The 13923-nt window shown below is 70.7% G+C and carries 12 protein-coding genes and 5 tRNA genes; 4 read left to right on the top strand and 13 right to left on the bottom strand.

What is annotated here, in order from left to right; translation table 11 throughout:
• Positions 1 to 33 precede the first annotated feature (33 nt).
• Positions 34 to 672 (top strand): 2-phospho-L-lactate guanylyltransferase, encoded by a 639-nt coding sequence (gene cofC / locus ACZ434_RS16365; protein ID WP_468456170.1) that lies wholly within the window; start codon positions 34 to 36, stop codon positions 670 to 672.
• Between the two features lie 9 nt (positions 673 to 681).
• Entirely contained in the window at positions 682 to 885 is a 204-nt protein-coding gene (locus ACZ434_RS16370) for a hypothetical protein (protein WP_468456172.1), read from the top strand.
• A gap of 192 nt (positions 886 to 1077) precedes the next feature.
• Here ACZ434_RS16370 and ACZ434_RS16375 read toward each other — a convergent pair whose 3' ends face one another.
• The 4 genes from ACZ434_RS16375 to leuC form a co-directional block, all read right to left on the bottom strand.
• Positions 1078 to 1713, bottom strand: a complete 636-nt coding sequence (locus tag ACZ434_RS16375; RefSeq protein WP_468456174.1) for an HU family DNA-binding protein — start codon at positions 1711 to 1713, stop codon at positions 1078 to 1080.
• A 136-nt stretch (positions 1714 to 1849) separates the two neighbouring features.
• Positions 1850 to 2080, bottom strand: a complete 231-nt coding sequence (locus ACZ434_RS16380) for an SCO5555 family protein (protein ID WP_468456176.1) — start codon at positions 2078 to 2080, stop codon at positions 1850 to 1852.
• A 274-nt stretch (positions 2081 to 2354) separates the two neighbouring features.
• Complete coding sequence (gene leuD, locus ACZ434_RS16385) at positions 2355 to 2948, bottom strand: 3-isopropylmalate dehydratase small subunit (protein WP_468456178.1); 594 nt, start codon at positions 2946 to 2948, stop codon at positions 2355 to 2357.
• Between the two features lie 6 nt (positions 2949 to 2954).
• On the bottom strand, positions 2955 to 4385 hold the full coding sequence (gene leuC, locus ACZ434_RS16390; protein WP_468456180.1) for a 3-isopropylmalate dehydratase large subunit: 1431 nt from the start codon (positions 4383 to 4385) through the stop codon (positions 2955 to 2957).
• Positions 4386 to 4580: 195 nt separating this feature from the next.
• On the opposite strand from leuC, the gene ndgR reads away from it, so the two are divergent.
• The gene (gene ndgR / locus ACZ434_RS16395; RefSeq protein WP_468456182.1) at positions 4581 to 5294 is read left to right on the top strand and encodes an IclR family transcriptional regulator NdgR; all 714 of its coding nucleotides are present in this window, start codon (positions 4581 to 4583) and stop codon (positions 5292 to 5294) included.
• Between the two features lie 142 nt (positions 5295 to 5436).
• Here the strand turns inward: ndgR and ACZ434_RS16400 are convergent.
• The 9 genes from ACZ434_RS16400 to ACZ434_RS16440 all read right to left on the bottom strand — a co-directional run bounded on the left by ACZ434_RS16400 (position 5437) and on the right by ACZ434_RS16440 (position 9536).
• Positions 5437 to 5509: transfer RNA gene (locus tag ACZ434_RS16400), tRNA-Glu, on the bottom strand.
• Positions 5510 to 5536: 27 nt separating this feature from the next.
• Positions 5537 to 5608: transfer RNA gene (locus ACZ434_RS16405), tRNA-Gln, on the bottom strand.
• Between the two features lie 21 nt (positions 5609 to 5629).
• A tRNA-Glu gene (locus ACZ434_RS16410) sits at positions 5630 to 5702 on the bottom strand.
• 62 nt (positions 5703 to 5764) lie between these two features.
• Positions 5765 to 5837: transfer RNA gene (locus ACZ434_RS16415), tRNA-Glu, on the bottom strand.
• A gap of 39 nt (positions 5838 to 5876) precedes the next feature.
• Positions 5877 to 5948, bottom strand: a tRNA-Gln gene (locus tag ACZ434_RS16420).
• 91 nt (positions 5949 to 6039) lie between these two features.
• Positions 6040 to 6771 (bottom strand): HAD family hydrolase, encoded by a 732-nt coding sequence (locus ACZ434_RS16425; protein WP_468456184.1) that lies wholly within the window; start codon positions 6769 to 6771, stop codon positions 6040 to 6042.
• A 155-nt stretch (positions 6772 to 6926) separates the two neighbouring features.
• Positions 6927 to 8411, bottom strand: coding sequence for a glutamate--tRNA ligase (gene gltX / locus ACZ434_RS16430; protein ID WP_468456186.1), 1485 nt, complete (start codon positions 8409 to 8411; stop codon positions 6927 to 6929).
• Positions 8404 to 9189: a fumarylacetoacetate hydrolase family protein gene (locus tag ACZ434_RS16435; protein ID WP_468456188.1), complete on the bottom strand. Its 786-nt coding sequence runs from the start codon at positions 9187 to 9189 to the stop codon at positions 8404 to 8406. The genes gltX and ACZ434_RS16435 overlap by 8 nt, the downstream gene beginning before the upstream one ends.
• A gap of 158 nt (positions 9190 to 9347) precedes the next feature.
• Positions 9348 to 9536 carry a hypothetical protein gene (locus ACZ434_RS16440; RefSeq protein ID WP_468456190.1) on the bottom strand — a complete coding sequence of 63 codons (189 nt, stop codon included), beginning with the start codon at positions 9534 to 9536 and terminating at the stop codon, positions 9348 to 9350.
• Positions 9537 to 10141: 605 nt separating this feature from the next.
• Here ACZ434_RS16440 and ACZ434_RS16445 point away from each other — a divergent pair.
• Complete coding sequence (locus ACZ434_RS16445) at positions 10142 to 13918, top strand: sensor histidine kinase (protein WP_468456192.1); 3777 nt, start codon at positions 10142 to 10144, stop codon at positions 13916 to 13918.
• Positions 13919 to 13923: the final 5 nt, after the last annotated feature.

Consider the following 13923-nt stretch of genomic DNA (forward strand, 5'->3'; position numbering starts at 1 on the left):
GAATGACCGCGACAAGAGAGGGACGTAACACTCGTGCAGTGGAGCTTGGTGGTACCCCTGAAGCCGCTGGAGCGGGCCAAGAGCAGGCTCTCGGACACCGCGGACGACGGCCTGCGCCCGGGCCTGGCACTGGCCTTCGCCCAGGACACGGTGGCGGCGGCGCTCGACTGCCCGGCAGTGCGGGATGTGGTGGTCGTCACCGACGACGCCCTGGCCGCCCGTGAGCTGGCCGCGCTGGGGGCCGCGGTCGTCCCCGACGAGCCGCGCGACGGCCTGAACGCGGCCATCGCGCACGGAGCGGCGGCGGTGGTCTCGGCACGGCGTTCGGCCTCCGTAGCGGCCCTCAACGCCGATCTGCCGGCCCTTCGCCCTTGGGAACTGGCCCGCGTTCTGGACGCGGCGGCCGCATTTCCGCGCGCTTTTCTCGCCGATGCCGCCGCATTCGGTACGACATTGCTGGCCGCGGGCCGGGGCCGGGAATTGCGTCCGCTCTTCGGCCCCGCCTCCCGGGCCCGGCACCGGTCGTCCGGAGCGGTGGAACTCCGTCCGGATTCGGTGGATTCCGTACGGCAGGACGTGGACACCGGGGACGATCTGCGGGCGGCGCTGGCGCTGGGGGTGGGCCCCCGCACGGCCGCGGTCACCGCGCGGTTGCTGACGGCGGAGCAGTAGGCTGCCGCCATGCAGGCCACCGCGTACACCTACGACCCCGGCAGCCGCAGCGGGCAGGTGCTCCTGGACGACGGCACCCCGGTGCCCTTCGACGCTCCCGCGTTCGACGCGGGGGGTCTGCGGCTGCTGCGGCCCGGGCAACGGGTGCGGATCGAGACCGAGGGCGAGGGCGAGGCCCGGCGGATCACACTGGTGACGCTCCAGACGTTCTGAACGCAGGACGCCGTCCTGCGCGGACGGACGGCCTGCGGACCTCCTGCCGACCTCCCGGAGGGACGGCCTGCGGACCTCCCGGGCGGACGGCCGCGGGCGCTCGGACAGACCGCGGGCCGGACTCCTCGAGGGAGTCCGGCCCGGCGCGTGAGAACCGCTCGCCCGACGTGCCCGAAGGGGCGGGGGAGGCCGTTACTTCTTGCGTGCGGTGGTCTTCTTGGCGGTGGTCTTGCGCGCGGTCGACTTCTTGGCGGGGGCCTTCTTGGCCGTCGCCTTCTTCGCCGGGGCGCTCTTGGCGGCCGTCTTCTTCGCGGCGGTGCTCTTCGCGGTCGCCGCGGTCTTGGCGGGCGCCTTCTTCGCCGTGGTCTTGGCCGTCGTCTTGGCGGGGGCCTTCTTCGCGGTCGTCTTCTTGGCGGTCGTCTTCTTCGCGCCGGCGGCCTTCTTGGCCGTGGTCTTCTTGGCCGCGGCCTTCTTCACGGTCGCCGAAGCGCCGCCGGTCAGGCTGCCCTTGGGGGCCTTCTTGACCGAGACCTCACCGCCGCGCGGCAGCTTCTTCGAACCGCTCACCAGGTCCTTGAAGCCCTGGCCCGCGCGGAACCGCGGAACGGAGGTCTTCTTGACCCGAACCCGCTCGCCCGTCTGGGGGTTGCGGGCGTAGCGGGCCGGGCGGTCGACCTTCTCGAACGAACCGAAGCCGGTGACCGAGACCCGCTCCCCCGCGACCACCGCGCGGACGATGGCGTCCAGTACGTGGTCGACGGCGTCGGCGGCCTGCTGGCGGCCGCCCACCTTGTCGGCAATCGCTTCTACGAGCTGCGCCTTGTTCACGTCTTCCCCTTCGGAGACATCGCCAGAACGAATGTGTTCAAGCTTTTTCGCACGTTAGGCAGATATATACCGCAAATCAAACACGAAACGGGCTAATCACCCTTGTGCCGCAACGAACTCGACTGTCTCGACTGGTTCAGCGTTCCTCTTCGGGGAATCGACCCGCGTCGAGGTCCGCGATGAACCGCTCCAGACGCCTTGCCGCACCGGCGAGATCGTGCTTGGCCGCGGCCGTAATGACCAGCAGCTTCCGGGTCAGCGCCATCCGTACGCCCTCCGGGACTTGCAGTGCGCGCACCCTTGCGTGCGCTTCTTTGAGCTGGACCGCGACCGCCGCATAGAGCTGGAGTTGGCCGTCGTGTTCCATGCACAGATTGTGCCATCTGGGGCGAGTTGTCGCCTGCCCAGGGGGCAACTGCCGCCTCGGACGGCCGTCCGCGCACACGCGGGGATCACGCACACGTGACACGTGTACCCCAGCAACCACCTCCATAACGTGGTGAGTTGAGGCCTCCCAAGAAGGCGCGCAGGGCCGAACGGGTGCAGACGTGCGCGTACCCCCGATCGGGCCGATCGGGGGTACGCGAGGGGGATGCGGTGGCCGAAAGTCGCCGTTGGGCGAGGACTTCGGCGGCGGCGGGTCAGGCCGTGAGCGTCGCCGGCTTGAACGAGGGGCGCTTCGCCTCGTACGCGGCGATGTCCGCCTCGTTCCGCAGCGTGATGGAGATGTCGTCGAGCCCGTTCAGCAGCCGCCAGCGGGAGTTCTCGTCGAGCTCGAAGGAGGCGGTGACGCCCTCGGCGCGCACCTCGCGGGCCTCGAGGTCGACGGTGATCTCCGCCGTGGGGTCGGCTTCGGTGAGCTCCCACAGCGCGTCGACGATCTTCTGGTCGAGGACGACCGTCAGCAGCCCGTTCTTCAGCGAGTTGCCGCGGAAGATGTCGGCGAAGCGGGAGGAGATCACGGTCTTGAAGCCGTAGTTCTGCAGCGCCCAGACCGCGTGCTCGCGGGAGGAGCCGGTACCGAAGTCGGGGCCGGCCACCAGCACGGTGGCGCCTTCGCGCTCGGGGCGGTTGAGCACGAACTCCGGGTCCTTGCGCCAGGCCTCGAACAGCCCGTCCTCGAACCCGTCGCGGGTCACCTTCTTGAGCCAGTGGGCGGGGATGATCTGGTCGGTGTCGACGTTGCTGCGGCGCAGCGGGACGGCCCGGCCGGTGTGCGTGGTGAATGCTTCCATGACTGATCAGACTCCAGCGGGCGTACGGGCGTCGGCTTCGGCGAGGTCGGCCGGGGAGGCCAGGTGGCCGAGGACCGCGGTGGCGGCGGCGACCTGCGGGGAGACCAGGTGGGTACGGCCGCCCTTGCCCTGCCTGCCCTCGAAGTTGCGGTTGGAGGTGGAGGCGGAGCGCTCACCGGGGGCGAGCTGGTCGGGGTTCATGCCCAGGCACATCGAACAGCCCGCGTGCCGCCACTCGGCGCCGGCCTCCTTGAAGACGACGTCCAGGCCCTCGGAGACGGCCTGCAGACCCACCCGCGCGGAGCCCGGGACGACCAGCATCCGTACGCCGTCGGCGACTTTGCGGCCCTTGATGATGCCGGCGACGGCGCGCAGGTCCTCGATGCGGCCGTTGGTGCAGGAGCCTACGAAGACGGTGTCCACGTTGATGGAGCGCAGCTCCTGGCCGGCCTCCAACCCCATGTACTCCAGGGCCTTTTCGGCGGCGAGCCGCTCCGAGGCGTCGTCGTACGAGGCGGGGTCGGGGACGGACGCCGAGAGCGGCGCGCCCTGGCCCGGGTTGGTGCCCCAGGTGACGAACGGCGACAGTTCGGCGGCCTCGATGACGACCTCGGCGTCGAACTCGGCGTCGTCGTCGGACTTCAGCGTCTTCCAGTAGGCGACGGCCGCGTCCCAGTCCTCGCCCTCGGGGGCGTGCGGACGGCCCTCGAGATAGGCGAACGTGGTCTCGTCGGGGGCGATCATGCCCGCGCGGGCGCCGGCCTCGATCGACATGTTGCAGATGGTCATCCGGGCCTCCATCGAGAGCTTCTCGATGGCCTCGCCGCGGTACTCCAGGACGTAGCCCTGGCCGCCGCCCGTGCCGATCCTCGCGATGATCGCCAGGATCAGGTCCTTGGCGGTGACACCGTCGGGCAGTGCGCCGTTGACCGTGATCGCCATGGTCTTCGGGCGGGCCATCGGCAGCGTCTGGGTGGCCAGCACGTGCTCGACCTGGGAGGTGCCGATGCCGAACGCCAGGCCGCCGAAGGCGCCGTGCGTGGAGGTGTGCGAGTCGCCGCAGACGACGGTCATGCCGGGCTGGGTCAGACCGAGCTGGGGGCCGACGACGTGGACGACGCCCTGCTCGACGTCGCCCAGCGGGTGCAGCCGGACGCCGAACTCCGCGCAGTTCTTGCGCAGCGTCTCCAGCTGGACCCGGGAGACCGGGTCGGCGATCGGCTTGTCGATGTCGAGCGTGGGGGTGTTGTGGTCCTCGGTGGCGATGGTGAGGTCGAGACGGCGCACCCGGCGGCCGTTCTTGCGGAGGCCGTCGAAGGCCTGCGGGCTGGTCACCTCGTGCAGCAGGTGCAGATCGATGAAGAGGAGGTCGGGCTCGCCCTCGGCGCGCCGGACGACATGGTCGTCCCAGACCTTCTCCGCGAGTGTCCTACCCATCGCTTTCCCTCCGGCCGGCAGGTGGTGCGCCGGCCCAACTAGATCTGTGGGGAGGCGGCGCCCACACCCCTGACACCGGGCGTCCGCCGCCAGGCCCGGTGGTCCACGGGCCGCGTTGCTTCCGTGCTTCAAGAGTGGCGGGTTCCACGGAAAATTGAACTTGCGTTTCACAGAGTGAGACGCAAGTATCGTTGCATGGACAACAGTAGCGGCGTCGGCGTTCTGGACAAGGCGGCCCTCGTCCTGAGCGCTCTGGAGTCCGGTCCGGCCACCCTCGCGGGGTTGGTCGGGGCGACCGGACTGGCACGACCCACGGCCCACCGCTTGGCCGTGGCGCTGGAACACCACCGCATGGTGGCACGCGACATGCAGGGCCGGTTCATCCTCGGTCCGCGGCTGGCCGAACTGGCCGCGGCGGCGGGCGAGGACCGGCTGCTCGCCACGGCGGGCCCGGTGCTCACGCACCTCCGTGACGTGACCGGCGAGAGCGCCCAGCTCTATCGCCGCCAGGGCGACATGCGTATCTGCGTGGCCGCCGCGGAGCGCCTTTCGGGCCTGCGGGACACGGTGCCGGTGGGTTCCACCCTGACGATGAAGGCCGGTTCCTCGGCGCAGATCCTGATGGCCTGGGAGGAGCCCGAGCGGCTTCACCGCGGTCTGCAGGGCGCCCGTTTCACGGCGACGGCCCTGTCGGGCGTACGGCGCCGCGGCTGGGCGCAGTCGATCGGTGAGCGCGAGCCGGGCGTGGCGTCCGTCTCGGCGCCGGTGCGGGGTCCGTCGAACCGTGTGGTGGCGGCCGTTTCGGTCTCCGGTCCCATCGAGCGGCTGACCCGTCATCCGGGCCGTATGCACGCCCAGGCCGTCATCGACGCCGCCGACCGCCTCTCCGAGGCGCTGCGCCGCTCCTGAACCCCGTCCGTTCCGTCCCGCGGGAGCGGGCCCGCCTCAACGCCGCGGCGGGCCCCTTCCCCGGCCTCCGGGCAGCGCCCCACGGTCCCTTGTGCCGGAACGCCGAAAGCCCTCCACCGAAGTGGAGGGCTTTCGCTGTGCGTACCCCCGACCGGATTCGAACCGGCGCTACCGCCTTGAGAGGGCGGCGTGCTAGGCCGCTACACAACGGGGGCGTGGATCATGCGTTTCCGCAGATCCTGCTGGTCTACCTGGACTCGAACCAAGACTAACTGAACCAGAATCAGTCGTGCTGCCAATTACACCATAGACCAATGATGGTTTAGACCAGTCAGTACCCCCGACCGGATTCGAACCGGCGCTACCGCCTTGAGAGGGCGGCGTGCTAGGCCGCTACACAACGGGGGCCCTAGCGATCCTGCATCAAGAAGAGAGGGTGCGACCCGATCTCTCCTCGCGGGAAGGATCTGTACCCCCGACCGGATTCGAACCGGCGCTACCGCCTTGAGAGGGCGGCGTGCTAGGCCGCTACACAACGGGGGCTTGCGGATGTGATCCGCGGGTGCAGATGAGCTCTGCGAGCTGGCCTACCTGGACTCGAACCAAGACTAACTGAACCAGAATCAGTCGTGCTGCCAATTACACCATAGGCCACTGGAACGCAAGCCCCTGCGAGCTCTTTGTTCTAGTTCTGCGCTTGAGGGATCCGGCCTTCCGGCCCGCTCCCCGCGGCGCAGGAAGAACATTACCTGAAGGTGGACGACGCTCCAAAACGAGTATCGGCACGCAGCAGCGCCGGGAGTTCGGCGAGCGAGGCGATACGGCGCGGCCCCACGGGCGGCTCGACGGTCGCGTACGCGCCGCCGCGGTCGATCCACACCGACAGCAGCCCTGCGTCGGCGGCGCCCCGGCCGTCGATCTCCGGGTGGTCCCCGACGTACGCCACCTGGTGCGGGGGCAGCTCCAAGGCGTCGCACGCGGCGAGGAACGCGCCGGCCTCGGGCTTGGACACGCCCAGCTCGGCGGCGCACAGGATGGCCTCGAAACGGTCGTGCACGCCGAGGAGGCGCAGCTTGCGGTCCTGTACGTGGACGCTGGAGTTGGAGAGCACGGCGTGCCGGTGGCTGGCGGCGAGCGCGTCGAGCACGGGCAGCACGTCCGGGAAGAGGCTCCAGGCCGACTCGTAGTGCGTGACGTACCGCCGGAACCAGTCGTCCGCCTCGGTGTCGCTCATCTCACGTCCCAGGAAGACCCGGGTGCGGTCGCGCCGCTGTGTCTCGAAGTCCACCTCCCCGGCGGCGAACCGCGCCCACTGGAACTCGGTGATCTCCCGCCACCGCACGAGGGCCTCCTCGGCCGACCCGTACCCGGCGAGCAGCCCCTCGGCCTCCAGATGGGCGCGCATGCCCTCGCGGTCGGCGGTGGTGTAGTCGAAGAGTGTGTCGTCGACGTCCCAGACCACGGCTTTGATCGGCATGAACCCAGCTTAGGCAGCCGGAGCACCGACCGGGTCCCGTCGAACCGGACGGGTGGCACGGCGGTCGGGAGACCGGCCGGACGGCAGGATCCGGCCCCGGATGCCAGAGGGCGGCAGCCTTGCCGGCTGCCGCCCTTCACGCATACGTCCGTGCGTTACGCCGCGAGCCTCGCCAGCGCCGCGTCGATCCGTGCCAGCGTCTGCTCCTTGCCCAGGACCTCGAGGGACTCGAAGAGGGGCAGGCCGACCGTGCGGCCGGTGACGGCGACGCGGACCGGGGCCTGGGCCTTGCCGAGCTTGAGGCCGTGGGCCTCGCCGGCGGCCAGGACGGCCTCCTTGAGGGAGTCGGGGGACGTCCAGTCGGCCGCGTCCAGCTTCTCGCGGGCGGTGCGCAGGAGGGCGTCGCTGCCTTCCTTCATCGCCTTGTTCCAGCTCGCCTCGTCGAAGACCGGCTCCGGGAGGAAGAGGAAGTCGACGTTGTCGGTGATCTCCGACAGCACCTTCAGGCGGGTCTGCGCGTGCGGGGCGATGGCCTGCCACTTGGTCTCGTCGAAGGCCTCGGGCGCCCAGGGCGCGAAGGGGGCCTTGAGCCAGGGGGCGCAGCGCTCGGTGAAGTCCTTCACGTCGAGCATGCGGATGTGGTCGGCGTTGATCGCCTCGCACTTCTTCAGGTCGAAGCGGGCCGGGTTCGGCTGCACGTCGGTGACGTCGAAGGCGGCGACCATCTCGTCGACGGAGAAGACGTCCTGGTCGGCGGAGAGCGACCAGCCGAGGAGGGAGAGGTAGTTGAGCAGGCCCTCGGGGAGGAAGCCGCGCTCGCGGTAGAGGTTGAGCGAGGACTGCGGGTCGCGCTTGGAGAGCTTCTTGTTGCCCTCGCCCATGACGTACGGCAGGTGGCCGAAGGCGGGGATCTCCTTGGCGACGCCCAGCTCGATCAGCGCCTTGTAGAGGGCGATCTGGCGCGGGGTGGAGGAGAGCAGGTCCTCGCCGCGCAGGACGTGGGTGATCTCCATCAGGGCGTCGTCGACCGGGTTGACCAGCGTGTACAGCGGGGCGCCGTTGGCGCGCACGATGCCGTAGTCCGGGACGTTCTCCGGCAGGTAGGTGATCTCGCCGCGGACCAGGTCGGTGAAGGTGATCGGCTCGTCGGGCATCCGGAAGCGGACGATCGGCTCGCGGCCCTGGGCCGTGTACTCCTCGACCTGGGCGTCGGTCAGCTCGCGGCAGTGGCCGTCGTAGCCGGAGGGCCTGCCGGCGGCGCGGGCGGCCTCGCGGCGGGTGTCGAGCTCCTCCTGGGAGCAGTAGCAGCGGTAGGCGTGGCCGGCGTCCAGGAGCTTCCCCGCGACCTCCTTGTAGAGGTCCATGCGCTGCGACTGGCGGTAGGGCGCGTGGGGGCCGCCGACCTCGGGGCCCTCGTCCCAGTCGAAGCCGAGCCAGCGCATCGCGTCGAGGAGCTGGGTGTAGGACTCCTCGGAGTCGCGGGCCGCGTCGGTGTCCTCGATGCGGAAGACCAGGGTGCCGCCGTGGTGCTTGGCGAACGCCCAGTTGAACAGGGCGGTGCGGACCAGGCCCACATGGGGGTTACCGGTGGGCGACGGACAGAAACGGACGCGTACGGGGGAGCCGGGTGCGCTAGCCACGCTTGACAACCTTGTTGGTGAGAGTGCCGATGCCTTCGATGGTGACGGCGACCTCGTCGCCGTCGTGGAGGGGGCCGACCCCAGCCGGGGTGCCCGTGAGGATGACGTCGCCGGGGAGCAGGGTCATGGCCTCGGAGATGTTGACGATCAGGTCCTCGATGGAGTGGATCATCTCGCTGGTGCGGCCGAGCTGGCGCTGGGCGCCGTCGACGGTGAGCTGGATGGTCAGGTCGTTCGCGGCGGCGATGTCCAGCCCGGTCTCCACCCAGGGGCCGAGCGGGCAGGAGGTGTCGAAGCCCTTGGCCCGGGCCCACTGCTTCTCGCGCTTCTGGACGTCGCGCGCGGTGATGTCGTTGGCGCAGGTGTAGCCGAAGATCACGTCCTTGACGCGGTCGCGGGGGACCTCGCGGCACATGCGCCCGATGACCACGGCCAGCTCGGCCTCGTGGTGCACCTCCTCGGAGAAGGAGGGGTAGCGGATCTCGTCGCCGGGTCCGATGACCGAGGTGGAGGGCTTGAGGAAGGCGAAGGGGGCCTCCGGTACCTCGTTGCCCATTTCCTTCGCGTGATCGGCGTAGTTGCGGCCGAAGGCGACCACCTTGTTGGGGAGCACCGGGGGCAGCAGCCGGACCTTGTTCAGCGGGACCTTGGTGCCGGAGAGCTCGAAGTCGGCGAACGGGATGCCCTTGATGATGTCCAGGACGAGTTCGTCCTGCTTCTCGCCCTCGACAGCGCCGAAGGCGACGTTCCCGTCGATGGAGAATCTGGCGATGCGCACGGGATGCTTGTCCCCTTGACCGGTCGGCTGGAGTCTGACGCTCCAGGCTAACGCGGTGGGGCCGGGGCCTCACGCAATAACGAGGGGCGCCCCACCTGCTGTGGGGCGCCCCTCGTGGGCCTTGAGCGTTTCGCGGCCGTGGCGCGTATGGATCGGTGTCAGTTCGCGGCGAGCGCCGCGACCGGGATCTCCATGAGGACGGTGCGCTTGGGATTGGCGGTCTGGGCCGGGAGTTCGACGGGGTGCTCCAGCTGGAGGGGCGTCTGCAGATCGTCGGCGCCCTCGAGGTGGGCCAGCGTCGTGCGCCGAGGGTTGGCGATCTTGTGGAACATCGTCGTCGTCTTCACGGTTTACTTGACCCGTCCTGTTCACGGGCGCCCGGAGGGGTCGGCTGACCTCGGTGCGGGCGCGGGTTGTCGGTTGTGCCATCCCTGTAAAGCGTCAGGCTAAACATGCAATTCCCTGCCGACCGGGCCCGGGGACCCCGATCCGGGTGTGAGTTTGCTCACGGAGGGTGGAACGAACCTAACAATCCGGACTCGCCCTCCGGTCGACGGAATCGGACATTCACCCCCTGAAGCCACCATTCCGCTCCTGATCATGGCGACTGGGACACTCGGCCCGCCCGTACGGTTCGCCCCCCTGTGCCCGTTATGGGCGAGATCACTTTCTACCCCCGGTGACTCGACCCTCACGCGGTGTCACGTAACCCACCCGTAAGGCCACGGGCCTTGTTGGAGATCCTGCACTGTGCTGGAATTCCACGGACCGCCGCAGGGATCGAGCCGGCGCACAGGGGGCGCACCGACGCGCCGAGTGGCGGGCGAGAAGGGGGAGCCAGCGCCGGTCACTCACGACCACCACGGGGGCGTATTCAGGGCGCCCCTATGACGCCGACACCGTGCCTCGCCGTTCACGCGGAGGGGCGCCTGGTTCAGAGGTTGCGACGCTAGTGCAGGGACGTTTCAAGAGGGATGGCAGCGCTTCGGCGGAGCCGGAGCCGCAGGGCGGGACTGGCCCCAAGGCCGTCAGCTCCTCGCCCCCGCACGCCCAGAACCAGGGCCCGACCACGCCCGGGAGCAACGGTGAACACCCGGGTGCCTCCGGGCCGACGGCATCGCCGGCACCGGCATCGTCCGCCCCCAGGACCCCGACCGGCCCCGGGCCGCGAATAGCGCTGCGCAACTGGCGCATCTCGACCCGTCTGGTGTCGCTGCTCGCCCTGCCGGTGGTCGCGGCCACCTCGCTGGGTGCCCTGCGTATCCAGCAGTCGATGGACGACATCCAGCAGCTCGACAACATGAAGCTGCTGACGGAGATGACCCAGGAGGCCACCGCGCTGGCCGCCGCGCTCCAGGAGGAGCGCGACCAGTCGGCCGGCCCGCTCGCGCACGGCGCCAAGGGCACCGACTACGCGATCAAGGGTCACCGCGAGAAGACCGACCGGGCGCGCGACAACTTCCTCGACAGTTCGGAAGCCATCGACGCCGCAAGCCGGGACGGCAATCTCAAGGGCGTCCGCGACAACCTGGTGCAGCTCGCCGGCGAACTGGGCCAGCTCGCGAAGATCCGCAACACGGCCTTCCAGACGGAGAAGAACTCCACCCAGACCGTCGAGGCCTACCACCGCCTGATCGAGAACCTGATCGACCTCTCCCAGGACATGGCGGAGGCGACCAGCAACCCCGACATGATCCAGCGCACGCGTGCCCTGGCGTCCTTCTCCTCCGCCAAGGAGTACGCCTCGATCCAGCGCGCGGTCCTCGCCGCGGCGCTGCCCGCGAGCAACACCTCCAAGGGCAAGCTCTCCGAGACCGACCGGCTCTACGCCGATTCGGCGCTGCAGAGCCAGAAGTCCGAACTCCAGAGCTTCAAGAGCATCTACGGTGAGGCCGGCGCGGCCGAACTGCTGCTCCCCATCGAAGAGGGCAACAGCCAGATCAAGGCCAGCGACGAGTACGCCGGCCGCGCGCTGGCCTCGGAGTTCGGTCTCGCCTCGGTCGGCGCGCGGTCCTACAAGGACTGGGTGGACGCCAGCTCGGTCAAGATCGAGCAGATGACGAACATCGAGCGCTCGCTGCTCGAGGAGATGGAACAGAAGGCACGAGAGCTGCGCAGCGCCACCGAGCGCGACGCGATCATCTCCGGTGTCGTCATCCTCATCGTGCTCGGTGTGTCGCTGGTCGGCGCCTTCGTCGTGGCCCGCTCCATGATCCGCTCGCTGCGCCGCCTGGAGGACACCGCGACCAAGGTCGCCCAGGAACGCCTGCCCGACCTGGTCAAGCAGCTGTCCGAGGCCGACCCGCAGGACGTCGACACGTCCGTCGAGTCCGTCGGTGTGCACTCCCGGGACGAGATCGGCCGAGTGGCCGCGGCCTTCGACGACGTGCACCGCGAGGCGGTCCGCCTCGCCGCCGAGCAGGCCCTGCTGCGGGGCAACGTCAACGCGATGTTCACCAACCTCTCGCGCCGCTCCCAGGGCCTGATCCAGCGCCAGCTGTCGCTGATCTCCGAACTGGAGTCCCGCGAGGCGGACCCGGACCAGCTGTCCTCGCTGTTCAAGCTGGACCACCTCGCCACGCGTATGCGCCGTAACGGTGAGAACCTCCTCGTCCTCGCAGGTGAGGAGCCCGGCCGCCGGTGGACCCGCCCGGTCCCGCTCGTCGACGTGCTGCGTGCCGCCGCGTCCGAGGTGGAGCAGTACGAGCGCATCGAACTCTCCTCCGTGCCGACCACCGAAGTGGCCGGCCGGGTCGTCAACGACCTCGTGCACCTGCTCGCCGAGCTGCTGGAGAACGCGACCTCGTTCTCCTCCCCGCAGACCAAGGTCAAGGTCACCGGTCACGCGCTGCCCGACGGCCGGGTGCTGATCGAGATCCACGACACCGGTATCGGTCTGTCGCCGGAGGACCTGGCGGCGATCAACGAGCGGCTCGCCTCGCCGCCCACCGTGGACGTCTCCGTCTCCCGCCGCATGGGTCTGTTCGTGGTCGGCCGGCTGTCCCAGCGCCACGGCATCCGCATCCAGCTCCGCCCGTCCGACTCCGGTGGTACGACCGCGCTGGTCATGCTGCCCGTCGATGTCGCCCAGGGCGGCAAGAAGCCTCAGGGCAAGCCCGGTCAGCCGGGCGGCGGTGGCCCCGCCGCCGCGCAGGCGGCCGCCGGTGCCGCGGCCGCGCGCCGTGCCGCCGGTCCGGGCCAGTCCCCCTCCGGTGCCCTCGGTGCCGGTGCGCCCGGTGGCCGGCTCGCCGCCGGCCAGGGTCCGCGCGCCGCGCTGCCCGGGCGGGACGGCGGTGGCCGTCCCGGGGGCCGGGGACCGCAGGGTTCCTCCGGCAGCCAGACCCCCTCGCTGTTCGACCAGGGTGCTCCCTCCGCTCCCCCGCAGGGCCGTCCCGCGCCCGCCGGCGCGGGTGCCGGCTTCGGCGCTCAGGCGCCCGGCGCCCCGCAGGGGATGCAGGCCGCGGGCCCGAACGGCAAGCAGGACCAGGACGCCTTCGGTGGCGGCCGGGGCCAGGTGCCGCCTCAGCGCGGCAACGGCAGCGCCGAGCGCGGCCGGCGCCCGCAGCTCCCGCCCCGCGGTGGCGCGCGCGCCGAACTGCCCGGCGGTGACCAGCAGCAGCGGCCCAGCTGGAGCGACGAGAACGCCCAGCCGCCGGTGCCGCGTGCCTCGCTGGACTCCCCGCGCGGTCACGAGGAGCCGGACGTCTCCCGCACCTCGGCCATGCCGCGGTTCGACGACCGTCAGGGTCCCGGCGCGACGGCGGAGATCCCCCGGTTCGACGAGCGTCAGAACACCGGTTCGCCCGCCTACGGTTCCGACCCGCAGCACACGGGCCAGTACGCCCGGCCCGGTGCGGACGACGCCCAGAACACCGGCCAGTACGCCCGGCCCGGCACGAACGACGCCCAGAACACGGGCCAGTTCGCCCGCGGTGACCTCTTCGGCGCACCGCAGGGCGGTCAGGACCCGGCCGCGACGGGCCAGTTCCCCGTCGCGCAGGGCTACGACAACGGCTCCACCGGCCAGTACCGCGCCCCGGGCCAGGACAACGGCTCCACCGGCCAGTACGCCCTCCCCGAGCGTCCGGCCGCGGACCCCGCCGCCACCGGACAGTTCGAGCGTCCGCAGACCAACGGCAGCGACCTCGGCGCCCCGCGTCCCCCGGCCCCGCAGCAGCGGCCGCCGGCCCGCCAGGAGCCCGCGCCGCGGCCCGACGCCGGACGGGCGGCGTCCGACGCCTGGGCACTGCCGCCGGCGACCGGCCCCGGTGACGGCCGTACGCCGCTGTACGACACGCTGGAGACCAACTGGTTCCGTCAGGGCGGCGGGGCGCAGGAGCAGGGCAACGGCCAGGCTCCGGCGTCCCCCCAGCCGCAGCAGCAGTCCCAGCCGCAGCAGCCGCAGGCCCCCACCGGGCCGCAGCGGTCCGCCTCCGCCGCCTGGCGCAGCTCGCCCAACGACGAGCTGGTCCGGCAGGCCGAACGCGTCCGGCAGCCGGCCGCGGGCGGCGTCACCACCTCCGGCCTGCCGCGCCGGGTGCCCAAGGCGAACCTCGTCCCGGGCACGGCTCAGCAGCAATCGCACCAGAGCGGTCCTCAGGTCTCGCGCGCCCCCGATGACGTGCGCGGCCGGCTGACCAATCTCCGCCGGGGCATCGCACAGGGTCGTCAGGCCGGCTCCACCCAGACCGGCAGCTTCCCGCACCCCACTCACCCGCAGGAGCGTTAGTTGAG

Source organism: Streptomyces sp. NPDC030893 (assembly GCF_055571535.1).